Source organism: Neptunomonas sp. XY-337 (assembly GCF_004959845.1).
In the GTDB taxonomy this organism is placed as follows: Bacteria; Pseudomonadota; Gammaproteobacteria; order Pseudomonadales; family Balneatricaceae; genus Neptunomonas; species Neptunomonas marina.
Genome location: NZ_SPLL01000002.1, coordinates 166,071 through 185,057, shown reverse-complemented (window position 1 = coordinate 185,057; position 18,987 = coordinate 166,071). Strand labels below are relative to the sequence as shown.

Sequence of the window (18,987 nt, the reverse complement as noted above, 5' to 3'; positions counted from 1 at the left end):
ATTAACCTTTGGGCACGTCGATCTGGCTAGACCAGTCATCAATAACTGCTTGCACGTTTTGCTTGTGCGTCTGCATCATATTTGCAAACTGATTTTTAAACGTAATTCGCAGGTTAATGCCATTCAAGACAACATTAACGAGTTTCCACTCATCTGACTTTTTCACCATATAGTTGACGAGTGTATATGCTTGCCCTTGCTCGGACACAACTTCAACGGTCACAATCTGTTTATCTGGGTCTGGGCTTTGAGCCGATGGCGTTAGAATGGTGTAGCTCTTCACATCGAAACCTGCCAACGACTTTGCATAGGTTTTAATCAACGTTTGTTTGAACACCTCTGCAAACTGATCACGCTCTTGAGCTGAGGCTCGGCGATAGTATTTCCCCATCACCCAGTTAGCAATGTAGCGGAAATCGACATCACGATTAACGATAGGCTCAATGTCTTGAATAAGCGCAGTTTGCTCTTCCGTCGTTTGGCCTTCATACCTTTCGATAACTGCGATCATCTCTGTTAAAGAGCGCTCTGTGCTCTCTTTCGCCTCGTCCCATGAGGCACTTACTAACGTTGGAAATAACAACGCCAGCACAAAAAGCAGGGGCTTTTTCAGTGATTTCATCCGATTTTAACTCTTCTTTATTCGCTCACTTTGTTGAAAAGGAACTGGCCGATCAGATCCTCAAGCACCAATGCAGACTGCGTATCTTGGATGTAGTCTCCATTTTTAAGGACATCTTCTTCAAACCCTACACCAATACCGATGTATTGTTCCCCCAAGAGGCCCGCCGTCAAAATCTGCGCCGAACTATCCGCTGACAAGAAGTTGTACTCTGCGTAAATATTTAACGCAGCAACCGCCATCATCCGTTCGGTATCAATTGTGATAGCTCCAACCTCACCAATCTGAACACCCGATAAGGTCACTTTCGCCCGTTCGGTGAGTCCTCCGATATTTTCAAAACGCGCGTAGACCGTATAGGTGTCATCTCCTTGAGACAAATTCAAACCACTAACGTTCAACGCAAGGCCCAGCACTGCAACAGCACCAAGCATCATAAACATTCCGACCAGTACTTCGATCCAACGAGTACGCATCTTATAAATCTCCAAACATCACTGCCGTTAAGACAAAGTCCAACCCTAAAACCGCCAATGACGAATACACCACAGTGCGCGTTGTCGCTTGGCTAATGCCCTCTGACGTTGGGACGCAATCGTAGCCTTGGAATACAGCCACCCAAGTTACAACAACACCAAAGACGAGCGCTTTGATCAATCCATTCAAAACATCTTCGCGAAAATCGACCGCGTTTTGCATGTTCGCCCAAAAAGAGCCTTCAAAAATGCCGAGCCATTCCACACTGACCAGTGCACCGCCCAGTATTCCGACCATTGCAAAAATGGCGGATAAGATAGGCAACGAGATAAAGCCGGCCCAAAACCGCGGCGCTATGATGCGGCGTAACGGATCGACACCTATCATCTCTAAGCTCGAAAGCTGCTCAGTAGCCTTCATCAAGCCTATCTCAGCGGTGAGCGCAGAGCCCGCGCGCCCAGCAAACAACAGGGCTGTTACCACAGGTGCTAACTCTCTCACTAAACTTAAAGCCACCATCTGTCCTACCGCTTGTTCAGAGCCGTAGTCGACAAGAATGGTATAACCTTGCAAGCCCAAGACCATGCCGATGAAGAGGCCGGATACCAAAATAATGACCAGCGAAAGCACACCTACAAAATAGAGCTGCTTGATAAGTAAGGGCATCATCACTAGCGGCTCTGGTTTAGCCAAAAGCGCGGCAAACAACATTTGCCCAGAGCGCCCCAACGATGCGACACGGTCAATACCTTGACGCCCTAGTCGAGCCAAAAAGCCGATCATTGGCCACCTCGCTCAATACCCAGTTCGGTCACAAGCTCAGCCTTGTCAAAATGGAACGGTACTGGGCCATCTGGCAACCCCTTCATGAACTGCTGTACTTGCTCCGATTGGTTCGCGCGCAAGGACTCCACGTCTCCTTCAGCGATTACACAACCATCGGCGATAATAAATATATAGTCTGCAATCCCCAACGTTTCTTGAATATCATGCGACACAATAATACTCGTATGTCCGAGGGCCTCGTTAATCGAGCGAATCAACTTAACCAACACCCCCATTGCAATCGGGTCTTGCCCGGCAAAGGGCTCGTCATACATGACTAGATCAGGATCTAAGGAAATTGCGCGAGCAAGCGCAACACGGCGCGCCATGCCACCTGACAGCTCACTCGGCATCAGCTCATGAGCGCCCCTCAGCCCTACGGCATTGAGTTTCATTAACACGATGTCACGCACCATATCATCAGGCAGACTCGTGTGGACGCGAATGGGAAAAGCGACGTTCTCGAATACGCTCATATCGGTAAACAAAGCACCGCTTTGGAATAGCATGCCCATATTCTCGCGGATTTCGAATAGTCGGGAGCGACTCACGCGATTAACGTCTTCGCGCTCAACTAAAACGGAGCCTGAATCTGGCTTAAGTTGCCCGCCGATCAACTTCAACAGCGTCGTTTTACCCGTACCAGACGGCCCCATAATCGCCGTCACTTTGCCACGCGGTATACGCATATTGATGCCTTTAAAGATGGCTCTGCGACCCCGGCTGAAGCACAAATCCCGAATTTCGACGATGGCGTCATCATTTTGAATGACGGACATGCAAACTATCCTGTGTATAAAGCAGTGGTTGGTTGCTCGTATGAGAGAAAAAATAACGCGAAATTGTATCACTGCACTGGTTAAACAGGAACTCTGGCGGCATAAAGATACAAAATAACCCTCCTCTCATGACGACTTGCTCCGTTAGGACCACAAAGCGCCGATATAAATTCCAATTTAAGTTAGAATCAATACAGAGCTTTTTCAAAAGCCCATCTATCATGTGCCATTATCAGCGTGTTCAAACTACGGGCAATACGCGACTTGCTTCGAAATTTCGATCTGATTTAATAGGCGCCTTTCATCATTGGAACTCTTCATCACCATGCAACTTTCCTCGTTTCCCCTGTTGATGCCGGCCATATCGATACTGATCGGGCTTGTGATACTCGTCTGGAGTGCCGACCGCTTTGTGGCGGGTGCAGCAGCGACGGCAAAAAACTCCGGTATGTCCCCTCTGCTGATCGGCCTCACCATTGTATCTTTTGGCACATCCGCGCCAGAAATTATCGTATCGCTGATGGCCTCAGTTAATGGCGCAGGCAGCCTAGCCGTTGGCAATGCATTAGGATCAAATATTGCGAATATCGGCCTAGTGTTGGGTATTACAGCATTGATTGCGCCGTTACCTGTTAAGTCAGCAGTGCTGCGAAAAGAGATTCCACTCCTGCTAGTAATCACTTTACTAGCAGGCTATACCCTTTACGATCTGCACCTATCTCTTGTGGATGGCATTCTACTTGCCATAGCGCTTGTGGTTGCTCTGTACCTATTTAACCAATTTCAAAAAGGTGGGACGGCAGAAGACCAAATCGCTGATGACTCAGAAGATATACCTGATATGAGTATGGCTAAATCATTGTTTTGGCTCTTTTTCGGCCTTGCTCTATTGGTTATCAGCTCGCGAATGCTAGTGTGGGGTGCCGTTGAAGTCGCAACCGCGTTTGGCGTATCAGAGCTTGTTATCGGGCTAACTATTGTCGCTATTGGTACCAGCCTACCTGAGCTCGCGGCATCCGTGGCGAGCGCTCTGAAGAACCACCATGATATCGCTTTAGGCAACGTCGTCGGCTCGAATATTTTTAACCTTGCAGCGGTAATGGCCATACCTGGCTTTATTGAACCTATTTCTATTGAAGCGATCGCATTTAATCGGGACTATATGATGATGCTTGGTATCACGATAGCCCTGCTTATCTTCTGTATTATCCAGCGCCCTCCGCGCGTTAGCCGATGGGAGGGGGGATTGCTTACCGTCGCCTATGGAGGCTATATGTATACCTTATACTCTGCGTCGTTATAGGGTTTAAAAGATGACTATGAGCACAACAAAATCGTTTTTAACTTCCGCCCGACGCACGATAGAGCTAGAGGCGGAAGCGGTCAGCAACCTTATCAACTGCCTAGATACGCACTTCGAGCAAGCGTGCGCTGCTATGTTGAACTGCAAGGGCCGAATTATCGTTACGGGCATGGGCAAGTCTGGCCATATCGGTAACAAAATTGCCGCAACGCTCGCCAGCACGGGCACGCCGGCCTTTTTCGTTCACCCGGGTGAAGCTAGCCACGGGGATATGGGAATGTTCACGGCTGATGATGTTGTCATCGCCCTCTCCAATTCAGGGGAGACCAGCGAGATTTTGACGCTACTCCCGCTTTTTAAGCGGATCGCAACGCCACTTATAAGTATCACAGCAAACCCAACGTCAACTTTATCCACGGAAGCTGACTTTAATCTTGATATTGGTGTTGATACTGAAGCCTGCCCACTAGGGCTTGCCCCCACATCCAGCACGACGGCGCAGCTTGTAATAGGCGATGCACTCGCCATCGCTCTGCTCGAAGCAAAAGGCTTTAGTGCTGAAGATTTTGCGTTCTCGCACCCAGGTGGAAGTCTTGGCAGAAAGCTGCTTTTGAAGGTAAAAAACGTTATGCATGGCGGCGACGAAGTCCCCAAAGTGACCGTTGGTACGCCGGTCAACAAAGCGCTGATTGAAGTATCAGAAAAACAACTAGGTATGACGACGGTTGTCGACAGCTCCGGAGCGCTTGTCGGCATCTTCACTGATGGTGATCTGCGTCGTACGCTGGATCAAAGCGTGGATCTAAAATCGACAATGATCGAGAGCGTTATGACGCACCAATGCACCACTGTTTCTGGCGAACTACTCGCAGCTGAAGCACTGCAGATAATGCAGTCGAAAAAAATTAATGCCCTTATTGTCTGCGATGAACAGCAAAAGCCCATTGGGGCTTTAAACATGCACGACATGCTGAAAGCCGGAGTAATCTAATGCAACGCGTGACTCATCCTGCCCTGCGCCAACGCGCCGCTGGCGTAACATTAGCGGTATTTGATGTGGACGGCATCATGACAGATGGCGGCCTACACTTTTTGCCAGATGGCAAAGAGGTCAAAATGTTCAACACGCTCGATGGCTTAGGTATCAAGATGCTACAAAAAGCAGGCATTGAGACCGCCATCATTACTGGTCGAAAGTCCACTCAAGTTGAACTACGCGCTAAGTCGCTTGGCATAACCTACCTCTATCAAGGCAGAGAAGACAAGTTAGTGGCGCTTGAAAGCCTGTGGCAAGAAACGAGCCATACTGCTCAGACGACAGCATACATTGGCGATGACTTACCCGATCTATCGGCCATTCGCGCAGCTGCGTTTGGTGTGACGGTGCCGAATGGGCATCACTTTGTTAAAGACCACGCTGACTGGTGCACAACACGTACCGGCGGCTTTGGCGCTGCACGCGAGTTTTGTGAAGCCATCCTAGAGGCACAGGGCAAACTCGATGCACTTTACGAGGAATTCCTTTAAGTGCTCAGCTCAACGCGTAACCGAATACAGCTGATTGCAGCCGTCGCGCTGCTAACTCCCCTCTTTCTCTACTGGGCATTTAGTGACTCAGACCAAAAGAGCGATCAAGCGGCGACCGTTGTTTCTTCCGGTGTGGACTATTTTATGCGTGACACCACGGCGCGCGAATTTGGCACCGACGGGCGGCTTGTTCAGCGGTTACACGCAACTTCTCTTGAGCACTACCCAAAGCAGCTGCAAGCCCAGCTGGCAAAGCCAGAGATCACGGTTTTCAAAGCGAATGCAAAGATTAGCGCCCAGAGCGAAAAGGGGACGTTATTCGATAACGAAGATAAGCTGCTGCTTGAAGAGGCCGTAACAGTAACGCATAATCCTGCGGACAACGACAGTACACAGCTAGATACCTCTCGCCTGACCTTACACCATAAGCGCGGTATCGCAGAGACCTCTGCGCCTGTCACCTTTCGCTCGGGCCAAAGCATTACTACAGCAACAGGCATGACTGTCGATTACAATACGCAAATTTCCGAGCTACATTCAAACGTAGAAGGTACATTTCATGTTGATAAAAAATAGCGTGGCACTTGTCATCATCGGTTTGCTGCTCACCCAGCAGAGCGTCGCGCTACCAACAGACCGTGATCAACCGATTCATATCAGTGCAGATAGCGCGCAAATGAATGAGCAGAGCGGCACCACAATCTACACAGGCAATGTGGTGATGAAGCAAGGTTCCATGGAGATTCACGCTGCCCGCGTTGAGCTGTTTCGCAAAGATGGGGACGTGAGTCGCATCGTTGCCACCGGAAAACCTGCTAACTTTCGTCAGCAGCCAACACAGGATAAGCCCATCACAGATGCCTTTGGCAACAGCATGGTTTACGAGATAGCGAAGCAAACCGTTACGATCAAAGGGCAAGCACGCGTGGAACAAGCACGTGACAACTTCACCGGCGAGCGGATTGTGTATCAGATGGATAAAGCTGTCGTAAACGCCTATGGCGGCAGCGGTAAGGTTCAGATGGTGATTCAGCCCAAAGGAAAGCAGTAGCGGATGACTAAACAACTCGAAGCGCTGCATCTTGCCAAATCATATAAAAAGCGCCGTGTCGTTATCGATGTATCACTCAACGTAGCAAGCGGCGAAATCGTGGGCTTACTGGGCCCCAACGGGGCTGGTAAAACCACCTGTTTTTACATGATCGTGGGCTTAATTGGTGCCGATAACGGCGCTATTCGTATCGATAACGACGATGTCACAGCGATGCCCATGCACGAGCGCGCACGTCGCGGTGTCGGTTACCTCCCTCAAGAAGCGTCAATATTTCGCAAGCTTAGCGTTCACGACAACCTGATGGGCATTCTCGAGATGCGTCCTGAACTGTCAGCTGCGCAACGGCGTGAAAAGCTCGAGAGCCTTTTAGAAGAGTTCCATATAAGTCATCTGCGCGATAGCCTAGGGATGGCACTATCTGGTGGCGAACGTCGACGTGTCGAAATAGCCAGAGCGCTCGCCTCAGAGCCAAGTTTTATATTGCTAGACGAGCCCTTCGCTGGCGTCGACCCTATCTCTGTGAACGATATCAAGCAGACAATTAAACACCTGCAATCCAGAGGCATCGGCGTACTCATTACCGATCACAATGTACGAGAAACATTGGATATCTGCGAAAAGGCCTATATTGTTAGTGAAGGAGTGATTCTTGCTCACGGTTCACCGCAAGACATTCTCGCCAACGAACAGGTAAAAGCTGCTTACCTTGGGGATACCTTTAGACTCTAAGTGACGATCTTGCTGTTTCGGAGTAGTTCTACAAAATTATGAAGCAATCTTTACAGCTTAAAATGGGGCAACATCTCACGATGACCCCCCAGTTGCAGCAAGCGATCAAACTGCTACAACTATCAACCCTGGACCTACAGCACGAAATCCAAGAAGCATTGGAGAGTAATCCGATGCTAGAAACAGGCGAAGAAAGCGACGCCTCAGCGGCAGAAACAGAATCTAAAGAGCTCACCACCCCCAGTGAAGATGCGACCACTCAAGCAACAGCAGAAGCTAGCGCCAAGAGTGAAGACGCTGAACCTGCCTTTGAGGAGGAGTGGAGCAACGATATTCCTGAGGAGCTGGCCACCGATTCATCGTGGGACGACACTTATCAAATAAGCAGCGGTTCCAGCAGCGCGGCTAGTCGTGACGATGATTTCATGGAGTCTAACGACACCTCCGAAGAGACGTTACAAGATCATTTGGAATGGCAACTCAACCTGACACCAATGAGCCAAACGGATGTCGCGATTGCCGAAGTCATCATTGATGGTATCGATAGCGCTGGTTATCTGCGCGTCTCCACCGAAGATATTTTAGAGCATCTACAAAAAGCGCAACCCGAGCAATTTGCGGAAAGTGAACTCGATGAAGTTGAGGCAGTACTCAAACGCATTCAACAGTTTGATCCTCCCGGTGTTGCAGCAAGGGATTTGGGCGAGTGCCTTGCCATTCAATTGGAGCAATTACCAGAAAAGCCGCCTCTTTTGGCTCAAGCACTAACGCTATGCCGCCAGTATATACACCTACTGGGGACGCATGATTATCGCCAGTTAATGCGTCGTTTGCGCTTGAAAGAGCCACAATTACAAGCCGTAGTCACGCTTATTCAGTCACTCAACCCTCAGCCGGGGGCTTATATCTCCAATACTGCCGCTGAATACGTGATACCCGACGTCTTTGTGGAAAAAGTAAAAGGTGAGTGGACGGTACGGCTCAATAACGATGCCTCGCCGACACTGAAAATCAACACCGAGTACGCAAGCCTTATCAAGCGCGCCGATAGCAGCGCCGATAACACGTATCTCAAGAATCATCTTCAGGAAGCACGTTGGTTTATTAAAAGCCTGCAAAGCCGCAATGAAACCATGCTAAAAGTCTCGCAGCAGATTGTTGAGCGGCAGCTGGACTTTTTCGAGCACGGCGAAGAGGCAATGAAGCCTATGGTGTTGCACGATATTGCCGAAGCGGTCGAGATGCACGAGTCAACCATCTCCCGAGTAACAACCCAAAAGTATATGCATACTCCACGGGGCATTTTTGAGTTGAAATACTTCTTCTCAAGCCACGTGAATACCAGTGACGGAGGTGCAGCCTCCTCTACAGCCATTCGTGCTGTCATCAAAAAGCTAATTGCAGCTGAAAACCCAGCCAAACCTCTAAGCGACAACAAGATTGCCAAACTTCTGGATGAAGAAGGTATTCAAGTAGCGCGCCGAACGATCGCAAAATATAGAGAAGCGATGGGAATCGCGCCTTCTAATGAGCGAAAGCGTTTGGTTTAATGAGTTCTGTTAACAGCACATCTGCTGTTGTGTAAAGGAGATAGCTATGCAAATTAACATTACAGGTCATCACGTAGAACTTACTGAAGCACTGTCTGAGTATGTTCATACAAAGTTTGAAAAATTGGAGCGCCATTTTGATAACATCACCAACGTACAGGTGACCCTGAGTGTCGATAAGCAGAGCCAAAAGGCCGAAGCGAATATGCACGTTGCTGGCGGTGAAATTTTTGCTGCGAATGAGCACGAAGATATGTATGCTGCGCTGGATGGTTTAACGGACAAACTTGACCGTCAAATCATTAAGCACAAAGAAAAAATGAAAAGTCACAAATAACGAATAGATCTGCCTAACATGTCAATTTTATCCCTGCTGTCATCTGATCGAGTCTTTAACAACTTAGAGGGTGGCAGCAAAAAAAGGACGCTTGAGATTATCAGCGAGCATCTCGCCCAATCGCACAGCGACCTAGCTGAAGAAGCAGTATTTTCAGGATTAATTAACAGGGAAAGGTTAGGCAGTACCGGCATCGGCGATGGGGTAGCGATACCCCACTGCCGTTTCCCCGGTCTGCAAGAAGCCGTCGGTGTGTTCGTCCGCTTAGCAACTCCGGTGGACTTTGATGCGATTGACAACCGCCCAGTGGACCTGATGTTTTTTTTGTTGGTTCCCGAGGATGCGTGTGATCAGCACCTTGCCACCCTTGGCGCACTCGCCGAAGCGTTCAGCAAAGAGGATAATCGTAACAAAATGCGCAGCGCCGCAAGCGATTCGGAATTGATGCAGATTTTGGAGTCCACCTTCAACTAATTGAGCAAAGACCATGAAACTGGTAATCATCAGTGGCCGCTCAGGCTCAGGAAAAAGTACCGCATTACAGGCACTAGAAGATGTTGGTTTTTATTGCATTGACAACCTTCCAGCCAAGTTACTCCCGGAACTGATCTCTCACATCACTGATGATGATGCTCAACTCAAGCGGGTTGCCGTCTGTATCGACGCCCGTAACCTGTCCAGCAACCTAGAAAAACTGCCCGATATCTGGCATCAAGTTAAGCGTAATAACGAGATCAGTGTTGAGATGGTCTACCTTGACGCCTCTCACGAAACACTCCTACGTCGATACAGCTCAACGCGCCGCCGCCATCCGCTGGCTGACCGTGTTGATAACTTATCAGATGCAATCAATTTTGAGCACAACCTGCTCTCCCCAATAGCCGATTTGGCAGATATACGTGTTGATACAACGCGTCTATCGCTATACGAACTCAGAGACACTGTTAAGCTGCGCGTTGCGCAACGTAAAGATCAGGCGCTCTCATTACAATTTGAATCCTTCGGTTTCAAGCATGGCGTCCCTATGGATGTAGACGTTGTTTATGATATGCGTATTCTGCCGAACCCTTATTGGGTGCCAGAGCTTCGCCAACACACGGGTCGCGATAAGCCAGTACAACTGTTTTTACAAGACTCCGACGACGTTAACGCTATGATTGACGATATCAAAGCTTATCTCGAGAAGTGGCTGCCTAGCTTTACCCAAAACAACCGCTCTTACGTTACTATTGGGATCGGCTGTACCGGCGGGCAGCACCGGTCCGTCTACGTTGCAGAGCAACTCTATAGCCACTTCAGTGGCATAATGGATAATGTCAGCATTCGTCACCGCGAACTCAACTAAGTGACGACAACCCAAAGAGGAACTTCGGTTGGTTGAAAAACAGATTACGATTATCAATAAACTCGGTCTTCACGCACGCGCGGCAGCCAAACTGATCAATACCACATCGCGTTTTTCTGCTGATATCCGCCTCAATAAAGACGGTAGAGAGGTCGACGGTAAAAGCATCATGGCCGTTATGATGTTAGCAGCAAGCAAAGGCACCACGTTGCTCGTCAGCGCCGAAGGCAGTGATGAGCTTCAAGCGCTAGAAGCAATCGAGACATTGATCAACAATCGCTTCGATGAAGAAGAGTAATACTCGTCTTCGCGAATACTGAAGCTTGCTTTTCAATAGGTTATACTTGCACATCTTGATGGACTGACTCGTCAACCGAGGGTGTGCGGATGCGCGAAGATACAACAGCAGCATTAGATAAACTAAACAAAGCGCTTGAAAGCGGTGCCTTTCAGCAGGTTCGCTTCACACTCAACACAACCCTGCGCCCTGTTGAAGTTGCTCATCTACTCGAAAAGTCTCCTCCAAAGGAGCGCCAAATTTTATGGAATCTGGTACATCACGAGAATGAAGCCAAAGTCCTTCAACACCTCGCCGACGATATACAAGCCGATATCCTAGCCACAATGGATACTGATCGGGTTCTCGAGATCTCTGAATCTTTGGAAACCGATGACCTCGCCGACATGCTGCAGCAGCTTCCTGAAACGGTAACTCGTGAGCTGCTAAAAATCATGGACGAGCAAAACCGTGAGCGTATCGAAGAGATTCTCGCCTACCCCGAGGATACTGCTGGCGGCTTGATGAACACCGATACCGTCACTGTCAGACCAGATATCACGGTTGAGACAGTGCTTCGCTATATCCGTCGTCACGATGAGATTCCAGATATGACCGATAGCTTGTTTGTCATCAGTCGTAAAAAAGAGTCCTACATCGGTATCCTCCCGCTCACAAAACTTCTGGTTTCAGACCCTGATATCACCGTTCGTGAAATCATGAACACCGATATCGAGCCGATACCTGCCGATATGCCTGATGACGAGGTTGCTAAACTCTTTGAGCAGCAAGACCTTGTATCCGCTCCCGTGGTCAACACCAAGGGCAAGCTCGTAGGCCGTATCACCATCGATGACGTGGTAGACGTTATTCGTGAAGATGCCGACCACTCACTCATGAGCATGGCGGGTCTTGATGAAGATGAAGACACCTTTGCACCCTTAATGAAAACAACGCGTCGCCGCGCCGTTTGGTTAGGTATCAACCTCATCACTGCTCTCCTCGCTTCAGCGGTGATTGGCATGTTCCAAGCTACTATCGACCAAGTGGTGGCCCTCGCTGTACTTATGCCGATCGTTGCATCAATGGGCGGCATCGCCGGTAGCCAAACACTCACACTGGTGATACGTGGCCAAGCACTCGGCCATGTCGAGCGTTCAAACGCCGGATGGCTGCTAAATCGAGAGCTTTTAGTCGGTGGGTTAAATGGCATACTGTGGGCTGTTGTTGTTTCCAGCGTTGCCATCTACTGGTTTCAAGATACAACAATCGGTATGGTTATCGGCATGGCGATAGTCATCAACCTAGTCGCCGGAGCCCTCGCTGGAACTTTGCTACCGCTTATACTGAAAGCATGGGGTATAGACCCTGCACTTGCCGGTAGTGTACTACTTACCACGATCACTGATGTGGTAGGATTTTTAGCTTTTCTTGGCCTCGCCACTTATTTCTACGGATAACATATGAACGATAATCTTTTTGACAATCATGACCACGACGAGGACGAGAACTGGGTCAGCCGCTCGCAGCGCAAGCGCGATGTAGAGGCACTACAGAAGCTGGGAGAGCGCATGGTAGAACTACGCCCAGACCAGCTCGACAAGCTCCCCATCGACGATTCTCTGCGTGCAGCGATTGATGAAGCCAAGCGCTTAACTGCCCGCAGTGCGCTGCGCCGCCAGATGCAGTACATCGGCAAGCTTATGCGCCATGAAGATGGCGAAGCAGTACAAGCAGCAATCGACCGCTTCGACGTGACGAAAAAGGAACACAACCAAGTTTTTCATAAACTTGAAAAGTGGCGCGACCGTCTGATCGCCAACGAAGCCCAGATGATGGACGTGATCTTAACCGAGTATCCACATACCGATATTCAGCACCTACGCCAATTAGTGCGCAATTCACAAAGAGAAGCGAGCCAGAACAAGCCACCCGCAACAGCTAAAAAACTGTTCAAGTACTTGCGAGAGCTAGAAGAGTCTAAATAAACGCATCGCGCCGGTGCGCCAGCACCGGCATTCGCTCTCTTACTTCGGTCAGACGTTGCGCGCTTAAACGAGCCACAACCACCTCTTCCCCTTGCTCGCTACAACACGCTAACACTTCACCCCATGGGTCCACGATCATAGAGTGGCCGCCAGTTACACGCGTCTCACTGTGTTGCCCACCTTGATTTGCGCCAATAACGAAGCACTGTGTTTCCACCGCCCTAGCGCGCAACAGTACTTCCCAGTGAGCTCGTGTTGTCACTTGAGTAAATGCCGAGGGCACCACCAGCACCTCAGCGCCTGCGCGACGCAATCGATGATAATGCTCACTAAAGCGCACGTCATAGCAGATCGAAAGACCGATACACGCAACATCCTTTGCAACAGCTACGTCATCGCCGGGCGCAATAAAATCAGACTCCCGGTATCCGGACTGTGCATCATCAATGTTGGCATCAAATAGATGACGTTTATCATAATGCTGTAAGAGCTCTCCAGCGGCAGAGAACACCCACTGCCGTGATAAAACACGCTGAGGATCCGATGACAATACCGGTGTACTGCCGCCCACCAGACACACGTTGTGAGTCGCCGCTTGCTCGGAGAGCCAGTAATATATTTGGTGATGAGTCGCCTCGGACTGTGCCAAGCTCAGTAGTCCTTGGCTATCGAAAAGGGCAAAATTCTCTGGCAAAACCACCAGATCAGCACCTGCAGATGCCGCTTGAGCGATCAGCTGTTCCGCTTGAGCAAGGTTAGCTTTGACACTCGGCCCCGAAACCATCTGTATGGCAGCGGCCATCACATCACGTTTCACTGCCCGCCCCCTAATGCACTATCACTATCACGGGGAACACGGTTCTGATCTGCAGCCAAGGCTTCAATCGCAGGGTCATCCCAGCTGCCTTGCGCCCGATACTGCAACGTCGTAACTTTCTCCAACTTATCCCCAATAAGTTTATCGAGAATAAAAGCAGCTCCGGCAATTTGTGGAGCCCCCAACAGCACAGCAGCGATAGGGATATTGCCAGTTAATGGCAGCATCACTTGCATCTGGCTATCGATAGTCTTGTTGGCAAGGTTAATTTCACCATTCACCTCAACATCCGCCGAGGGGCCATCCAATGTGACAGGCTCAAGCGTTGTAGCGATACCATTATCAAGGCCATAGCGGGCGTAGACACGATCAAAGGCAACGCCTTTCTCTACTAAGTCGCTAAAGTTCAGCTGTAAACGACGCACCACCGTATTTAAATTCAAGATGCCAAACAGACGTAAGATGTTGCTCGTTTCACCGGTTTCCACAATACGGCCATCTTTAAGTCGCATCATGAAGCTGCCATTCAAGCGCCCCATCTCGTATTCCCATGGATAACCTTGCCAACGGAAATCGTTGGTCACTTCGCTCTGTTTCGCCTCTAACACCCCGGTATACCCGAAGCGGGTTAGCAGATCACCTAGGTCACTACCCACTAAACTCGCGTTAAAGTGGCTAGTAATCCTGCCGCTGTTTTCAGCCCAACCACCTTTGCCGGTTAACGAAAAATCACCCACTTTTGCTTCTAACGCGCTCATCTCCAAACCATAGCGCCCAAGCGGTTTTAAGCTAAAACGCCAATGCCCTAACTGCCACTTACCCACAGAAAGCGATGCGATACTAACCTGAGTCGGCGGCAGGCTCTGAGTCTCTATTAGTGGCTGCGATTCGGTTGGCTTGTCTTTAGAGACATCAGCAGCAACACTTTCCGGAAGAGATAGTCGCTCAAGCGCAACATCTAGCCCACCAGATTTGTCCTGTAATACGCGGCCCTTGATAGACACACTATCGATGGCTAAGGCCTTACGCTGGGCATCATAATCAAGTTGCACCCCTTTGAAACGGCTCGCACCTACATGTAACTCGCCCACTTGTAGGCTGACCTGCCGTAGCTCAACATCATCGCCCTGCGCCTGAGTAGCGCTCTCTTGCGAGTTAATGTAGGGCTGAATTGCTGCAACATCCAAGGTATCAACACGCCCCGCAACCCAAACACCTTGGCCACGCGGCTCAATTGGCCGCTCACCACCGAGCAAAATCTGCGTACGCTCATTATCGGGTTCGAGAATCGTGACACCACGCAATTGGTGGTTAAGGTTGTAGCGCCAACTCGTTATTGGCTGCCCAACATTGCCGATCAATTGAAAGTACATCGGCTCAGAGGCAGTTTTTCCGATGGGGGCTGGAGCATCGATCCCCAGGCCACGCAGTTGGGACGACACCACCAGCTTATTGCAGTAAGGCGAACCTTCGCACAGATCAAGGCGCGCTGAGGCACTGGCTGCACCGGAAAGCTGATCCAGCAGCGTCAACCCTATCCACTGACGCAGCGAACTTGCTGTGACGATACCATCCAGCGTTACACGGGTTAGCTCCGGCGAGTCACCACTACGGGGCACGGTTTCAATGGAAACCGAGGTATCTTGTCCCCACATATGCCCCTTCAATGCACTACTTTTGAGTCCAGATTGACTGCTATAGTCGATTCGGCCCGCCAGCTTCTCCAAAGCAAGGTCGCCATCAGTCTGTGCAAATGTTGCATTCGCTAAACGCGCCGCCACTGTAACATCAGGTTTTCCGGTAGAGCCCAACGGCAAACGCAACCCAACTGTCGTGCGATGCTGACCTGATAGCGCCCAACTGTCTAAGCCATCGCCAACCTCCTCGCGTAAGGAGGTCGAGGTCAGCACTGCCTGTATATCCGCAGCCTGACCGCTGGCCGCAATACCCACTTGAAGCTGCTCAGAACCTGCGGGTAATGACACATCAATAGAACTGGCAACGGTGTTCAACAACTGACCACCATCGGCTTTAATTTGCAAGGCTTGATCCACCAACGAGAGCGCAAAGTCAGTGTTCTCAAGCATCGGCCAATCGGGTTGAAAGCGAACCTTAGCCTGCTCAACATCAAGATAAAGCTGTACCGTCGGGGGTTGGCGATCCGGCAACGAGCGCGTACCCGTATGCAGTAGCAACATACCATTGTTAACATGGCCGCCCTGCACCGCAGCCTCTATCCAAGCGTGCAGCTCTTCACCTACCTCACTGCCGGGTACATAGTCCGCTGCAAGCCGCCCATCGGCATTCTTGATCGCAATCAGCAGGGTCAACTCCGCTTGATGCTGCCGATCCAACGGCAGATACATCCCAAATCGTCCAGCTGCTGATATTTTTGGGTTGGAGAGGTTAATCAGGGTGCTTCCCACCTCAACCAGAGGACGCGAATGCCCCTCTTTGTCAGAGATTTTCCAGAAGACTTTGCCCGACGCCTTCTCATACTGCCACCCGGTTGAGAATAGCTCCGGAAAATCCAAGCCAAATTTCTCAGCACGCAGGTCAATGGCTCCATCACGGGCCGTAAACCGCAGTCGGCCATTAATGTTACTCAGCGCAGGTGCGCCATAGTAATCACCAACGCTGACACCAGACAGGTCGCCTACTCCAGTAAAGTCAGCCCAATCGGCAGAGTGCCAATTCAGAGCAAGGTGCTTCAGTACACCTTGCGGCTTGAGCTTATCCAGTGCATCCGCCAAGGATTCATCTAAATACACTTTACCTTGGAACCAACGGGTGACCTCTGCCAGATCGATAGCACTGACACCCAACGACTGTGGGATCAAGCTTCCTTCTTTCCAAGCAGCCTGCGCCACCGCAGGACCTAGCCTCATCGTACGACCTGAACCCTTGATCACAAACTGGCCAAGGGTCAGTTGATAAGCGTGATCAGACGTTTCAGCTACCGCAAAGTCAGCGACAGCATGATCAATCGCTTCAAGTCCGGGATCGTTGAAGCTCAAAGTGTCGATATGCAAGCGCCCCTGCAGCCCACTTAAGCGGCCACTTTGCCAGCCTGCCCACAGCTCAGCACCGGCATCAAGCTGTGCGATAGAGAAAGGCAACTCAATCAGGTTTAAAGACAATAATTCGGGGCCAAGATCATCAACCTTCGCGTAGAAAGTGTAGTTCGCTGCAAGCGGATTATCGCCCAGCTCAGTGCTCTCGAGTACGAGCTCAACATTTGAGTCAGCCCCCTCAAGAGGCAGAGTAAAGCGTGCCACCGCCTGATGGAGATTTGGCGCATTATTGAGTTCAAGTTCAATGGGTGCGATGCGCAAAGGCGCGTCTTGATCGCGCTTCAAGGTGAGTTCGATGGCGGGAATCGATATACTCGCCTGATGAGACAAAACGGCTAACAGGTCGTTGATACCAGAACTGCCTGTATCACGGCTGCGCTGCTGATCTCCCGGCAACCAACCATCTACGCTTTCAATCAGCTCAACGTCAACCTGACCCACGTTGATATAGCGAAATACCGGTGCAAGCTCGGTGATGGTTTTTAACCAATCAAGCTCCACCTCAACGCGCTCAATCTCGATATGATGGGCATCCCCCCTGCTGTCGATCGCCGTCGCGTAGATTTGCGGATAAGGCCCATTCCAAGAACCATTCACCTCTTCAATGGTAATTTGAGTGCCCAAATGCTGGCTTAACTGCGCAGAGATCTGCCCGGTATACTGATGCAGCTGCGGCAAGGCCAATCGCACAGCCAATACGAGTAAGGCCAACGCGAAGCCGATAAAAATAAGCAGCCACGTTAGCCACTTGAACGAGCGTTTCACCATCGCCTTACATCTCTATTGTTCGCGCCTAGCGCAATACCACATCAAACTGCTCTGGGCTGTACATCGCTTCCACCTGAAAACGAATGGTCTTCTTAATAAAGGACTCTAGCTCCGCCACATGATCCGACGCATCGTCGAGCAAATAGTCAACGACAGGTGCCGCGGCAAGCACGAGATAGGTATCTGTGTCGTAAGCACGATGTTGGCGTAAGATTTCACGGAAGATTTCATAACACACGGTTTCCGGCGTTTTAATCGTGCCACGGCCCTGACATTGGCTACAGGGTTCACAGAGAATATGTTCCAAGCTCTCACGCGTGCGCTTGCGTGTCATTTCAACAAGGCCGAGATCAGAAACCCCCGTCACTTTACACTTCGCATGGTCTTTCTCGAGCACTCGCTCTAGCGTACGCAACACTTGACGCTGATGCTCTTCAAGCTCCATATCGATGAAGTCGATGATAATGATGCCGCCAAGGTTTCTCAGACGTAGCTGCCGACCAATCGCAGTTGCCGCTTCAAGGTTGGTTTTAAAGATCGTCTCTTCGAGGTTGCGATGCCCCACAAAAGCGCCCGTATTCACATCGACCGTAGTCATCGCCTCTGTTTGGTCAAAGATCAGATAACCGCCTGACTTGAGATCCACTTTACGGCCAAGCGCCTTTTGCATCTCATCTTCAACGTTATAGAGATCAAAAATAGGCCGCTCCCCGGGATAATACTCAAGGCGATCCGCTATTTCAGGGACGAGGGCTTGTGAGAACTCTTGGGCTTTTTGAAAGGTTTCGCGGGAGTCAATTCGCACACGCTCAATACCCGCTTGAGTCATATCGCGCAGCGCACGCATGTTGAGCGGCAGATCTTCGTATACCGCCGAGGGCACCTTCGCTTTCTTGGTCTTCTCCTGCACCGCCTGCCACAGGCGTTTGAGGAACTTAACATCCGCGATCAGCTCGTTCTCAGAGGCGCCTTCAGCAACTGTGCGCAAGATAAAACCTGCAGGCTCCTGCCCTTCCTCCTCGCTAGCAATACTTGCTTGAAGGATTGAACGCAAACGGTCACGCTCTTCTGGGTCTTCAATACGTTGCGATACGCCAACATGACTGCTGCCCGGCATGTAAACCAGATAACGGGAGGGTATAGAAAGGTGTGTAGTGAGACGCGCGCCTTTCGTGCCGATAGGGTCTTTCGTGACCTGAACCACCAGCGACTGCCCCTCTTTCAAGACATGTGAGATCGATAAGCTACTTTTGTCTTCTGGCAACTCACCTTGAGCAACAACATCTTCCACATGAATGAAGGCAGCGCGCTCTAGGCCAATTTCAACGAAGGCTGCTTGCATTCCGGGTAACACCCGCACCACCTTACCTTTGTAGATATTGCCCACGATACCGCGTCGCGCCGTTCGCTCGACATAGATCTCCTGCGGCATCCCATTTTCGATGACAGCAACGCGGGTTTCCATCGGAGTAAAATTGATTAAGATCTCTTCGCCAATACTTGCTGCCACAACTC

At 50.3% G+C, this 18,987-nt stretch carries 20 protein-coding genes; 13 read left to right on the top strand and 7 right to left on the bottom strand.

What is annotated here, in order from left to right:
- Nucleotide 1 precedes the first annotated feature (1 nt).
- Genes E4L36_RS04500 through E4L36_RS04485 form a run of 4 tightly spaced genes read right to left on the bottom strand, consistent with a single transcriptional unit; the run spans nt 2 to nt 2,703 of the window.
- The gene (locus E4L36_RS04500) at nt 2-622 is read right to left on the bottom strand and encodes an ABC transporter substrate-binding protein (protein ID WP_136679405.1); all 621 of its coding nucleotides are present in this window, start codon (nt 620-622) and stop codon (nt 2-4) included.
- A gap of 17 nt (nt 623-639) precedes the next feature.
- Entirely contained in the window at nt 640-1,098 is a 459-nt protein-coding gene (gene mlaD, locus E4L36_RS04495) for an outer membrane lipid asymmetry maintenance protein MlaD (RefSeq protein ID WP_127694201.1), read from the bottom strand.
- 1 nt (nt 1,099) lies between these two features.
- Nucleotides 1,100-1,882, bottom strand: a complete 783-nt coding sequence (gene mlaE / locus E4L36_RS04490; RefSeq protein WP_136679404.1) for a lipid asymmetry maintenance ABC transporter permease subunit MlaE — start codon at nt 1,880-1,882, stop codon at nt 1,100-1,102.
- A complete protein-coding gene (locus E4L36_RS04485) occupies nt 1,879-2,703 on the bottom strand; it encodes an ATP-binding cassette domain-containing protein (RefSeq protein WP_136679403.1) in 825 nt (274 codons plus the stop codon). Before E4L36_RS04485 ends, mlaE begins: the two co-directional genes overlap by 4 nt.
- Nucleotides 2,704-3,028: 325 nt before the next feature.
- Between E4L36_RS04485 and E4L36_RS04480 the strand changes: the two genes are divergently transcribed.
- The 13 genes from E4L36_RS04480 (at nt 3,029) to yjgA (ending at nt 12,813) form a co-directional block, all read left to right on the top strand.
- Complete coding sequence (locus tag E4L36_RS04480; RefSeq protein WP_240770673.1) at nt 3,029-4,006, top strand: calcium/sodium antiporter; 978 nt, start codon at nt 3,029-3,031, stop codon at nt 4,004-4,006.
- Nucleotides 4,007-4,022: 16 nt separating this feature from the next.
- Nucleotides 4,023-4,997 (top strand): KpsF/GutQ family sugar-phosphate isomerase, encoded by a 975-nt coding sequence (locus E4L36_RS04475; protein ID WP_136679402.1) that lies wholly within the window; start codon nt 4,023-4,025, stop codon nt 4,995-4,997.
- On the top strand, nt 4,997-5,533 hold the full coding sequence (locus tag E4L36_RS04470; RefSeq protein WP_136679401.1) for an HAD hydrolase family protein: 537 nt from the start codon (nt 4,997-4,999) through the stop codon (nt 5,531-5,533). Before E4L36_RS04475 ends, E4L36_RS04470 begins: the two co-directional genes overlap by 1 nt.
- Nucleotides 5,534-6,109, top strand: coding sequence for an LPS export ABC transporter periplasmic protein LptC (gene lptC, locus E4L36_RS04465; RefSeq protein WP_136679400.1), 576 nt, complete (start codon nt 5,534-5,536; stop codon nt 6,107-6,109).
- Nucleotides 6,093-6,584 (top strand): lipopolysaccharide transport periplasmic protein LptA, encoded by a 492-nt coding sequence (gene lptA / locus E4L36_RS04460; protein ID WP_136679399.1) that lies wholly within the window; start codon nt 6,093-6,095, stop codon nt 6,582-6,584. Before lptC ends, lptA begins: the two co-directional genes overlap by 17 nt.
- Nucleotides 6,585-6,587: 3 nt before the next feature.
- Entirely contained in the window at nt 6,588-7,316 is a 729-nt protein-coding gene (lptB, locus tag E4L36_RS04455) for an LPS export ABC transporter ATP-binding protein (RefSeq protein ID WP_127694208.1), read from the top strand.
- 38 nt (nt 7,317-7,354) lie between these two features.
- Nucleotides 7,355-8,866, top strand: a complete 1,512-nt coding sequence (locus E4L36_RS04450) for an RNA polymerase factor sigma-54 (RefSeq protein ID WP_136679398.1) — start codon at nt 7,355-7,357, stop codon at nt 8,864-8,866.
- A 46-nt stretch (nt 8,867-8,912) separates the two neighbouring features.
- Nucleotides 8,913-9,203 (top strand): ribosome hibernation promoting factor, encoded by a 291-nt coding sequence (gene hpf / locus E4L36_RS04445; RefSeq protein ID WP_127694210.1) that lies wholly within the window; start codon nt 8,913-8,915, stop codon nt 9,201-9,203.
- Nucleotides 9,204-9,221: 18 nt separating this feature from the next.
- Nucleotides 9,222-9,677: a PTS IIA-like nitrogen regulatory protein PtsN gene (ptsN, locus tag E4L36_RS04440; protein WP_136679397.1), complete on the top strand. Its 456-nt coding sequence runs from the start codon at nt 9,222-9,224 to the stop codon at nt 9,675-9,677.
- A gap of 13 nt (nt 9,678-9,690) precedes the next feature.
- On the top strand, nt 9,691-10,548 hold the full coding sequence (gene rapZ, locus E4L36_RS04435; protein WP_127694212.1) for an RNase adapter RapZ: 858 nt from the start codon (nt 9,691-9,693) through the stop codon (nt 10,546-10,548).
- 28 nt (nt 10,549-10,576) lie between these two features.
- A complete protein-coding gene (locus E4L36_RS04430; RefSeq protein WP_127694213.1) occupies nt 10,577-10,846 on the top strand; it encodes an HPr family phosphocarrier protein in 270 nt (89 codons plus the stop codon).
- 89 nt (nt 10,847-10,935) lie between these two features.
- Nucleotides 10,936-12,285, top strand: a complete 1,350-nt coding sequence (mgtE, locus tag E4L36_RS04425) for a magnesium transporter (protein WP_127694214.1) — start codon at nt 10,936-10,938, stop codon at nt 12,283-12,285.
- A gap of 3 nt (nt 12,286-12,288) precedes the next feature.
- Nucleotides 12,289-12,813 (top strand): ribosome biogenesis factor YjgA, encoded by a 525-nt coding sequence (yjgA, locus tag E4L36_RS04420; RefSeq protein WP_136679396.1) that lies wholly within the window; start codon nt 12,289-12,291, stop codon nt 12,811-12,813.
- Here the strand turns inward: yjgA and E4L36_RS04415 are convergent.
- Genes E4L36_RS04415 through rng form a run of 3 tightly spaced genes read right to left on the bottom strand, consistent with a single transcriptional unit; the run spans nt 12,806 to nt 18,970 of the window.
- Nucleotides 12,806-13,630, bottom strand: a complete 825-nt coding sequence (locus E4L36_RS04415; RefSeq protein ID WP_240770672.1) for a carbon-nitrogen hydrolase family protein — start codon at nt 13,628-13,630, stop codon at nt 12,806-12,808. The genes yjgA and E4L36_RS04415 overlap by 8 nt on opposite strands.
- Complete coding sequence (locus E4L36_RS04410) at nt 13,627-17,472, bottom strand: YhdP family protein (protein ID WP_136679395.1); 3,846 nt, start codon at nt 17,470-17,472, stop codon at nt 13,627-13,629. Before E4L36_RS04410 ends, E4L36_RS04415 begins: the two co-directional genes overlap by 4 nt.
- 25 nt (nt 17,473-17,497) lie before the next feature.
- Nucleotides 17,498-18,970 carry a ribonuclease G gene (gene rng / locus E4L36_RS04405; protein ID WP_127694368.1) on the bottom strand — a complete coding sequence of 491 codons (1,473 nt, stop codon included), beginning with the start codon at nt 18,968-18,970 and terminating at the stop codon, nt 17,498-17,500.
- Nucleotides 18,971-18,987: the final 17 nt, after the last annotated feature.

Coding starts and splice junctions, on each gene's coding strand:
- E4L36_RS04500 (WP_136679405.1), bottom strand. CDS start 622: ATGAAATCACTGAAAAAGCCCCTGCTTTTTGTGCTGGCGTTGTTATTT.
- mlaD (WP_127694201.1), bottom strand. CDS start 1,098: ATGCGTACTCGTTGGATCGAAGTACTGGTCGGAATGTTTATGATGCTT.
- mlaE (WP_136679404.1), bottom strand. CDS start 1,882: ATGATCGGCTTTTTGGCTCGACTAGGGCGTCAAGGTATTGACCGTGTC.
- E4L36_RS04485 (WP_136679403.1), bottom strand. CDS start 2,703: ATGTCCGTCATTCAAAATGATGACGCCATCGTCGAAATTCGGGATTTG.
- E4L36_RS04480 (WP_240770673.1), top strand. CDS start 3,029: ATGCAACTTTCCTCGTTTCCCCTGTTGATGCCGGCCATATCGATACTG.
- E4L36_RS04475 (WP_136679402.1), top strand. CDS start 4,023: ATGAGCACAACAAAATCGTTTTTAACTTCCGCCCGACGCACGATAGAG.
- E4L36_RS04470 (WP_136679401.1), top strand. CDS start 4,997: ATGCAACGCGTGACTCATCCTGCCCTGCGCCAACGCGCCGCTGGCGTA.
- lptA (WP_136679399.1), top strand. CDS start 6,093: ATGTTGATAAAAAATAGCGTGGCACTTGTCATCATCGGTTTGCTGCTC.
- lptB (WP_127694208.1), top strand. CDS start 6,588: ATGACTAAACAACTCGAAGCGCTGCATCTTGCCAAATCATATAAAAAG.
- E4L36_RS04450 (WP_136679398.1), top strand. CDS start 7,355: ATGAAGCAATCTTTACAGCTTAAAATGGGGCAACATCTCACGATGACC.
- hpf (WP_127694210.1), top strand. CDS start 8,913: ATGCAAATTAACATTACAGGTCATCACGTAGAACTTACTGAAGCACTG.
- ptsN (WP_136679397.1), top strand. CDS start 9,222: ATGTCAATTTTATCCCTGCTGTCATCTGATCGAGTCTTTAACAACTTA.
- rapZ (WP_127694212.1), top strand. CDS start 9,691: ATGAAACTGGTAATCATCAGTGGCCGCTCAGGCTCAGGAAAAAGTACC.
- mgtE (WP_127694214.1), top strand. CDS start 10,936: ATGCGCGAAGATACAACAGCAGCATTAGATAAACTAAACAAAGCGCTT.
- yjgA (WP_136679396.1), top strand. CDS start 12,289: ATGAACGATAATCTTTTTGACAATCATGACCACGACGAGGACGAGAAC.
- E4L36_RS04410 (WP_136679395.1), bottom strand. CDS start 17,472: ATGGTGAAACGCTCGTTCAAGTGGCTAACGTGGCTGCTTATTTTTATC.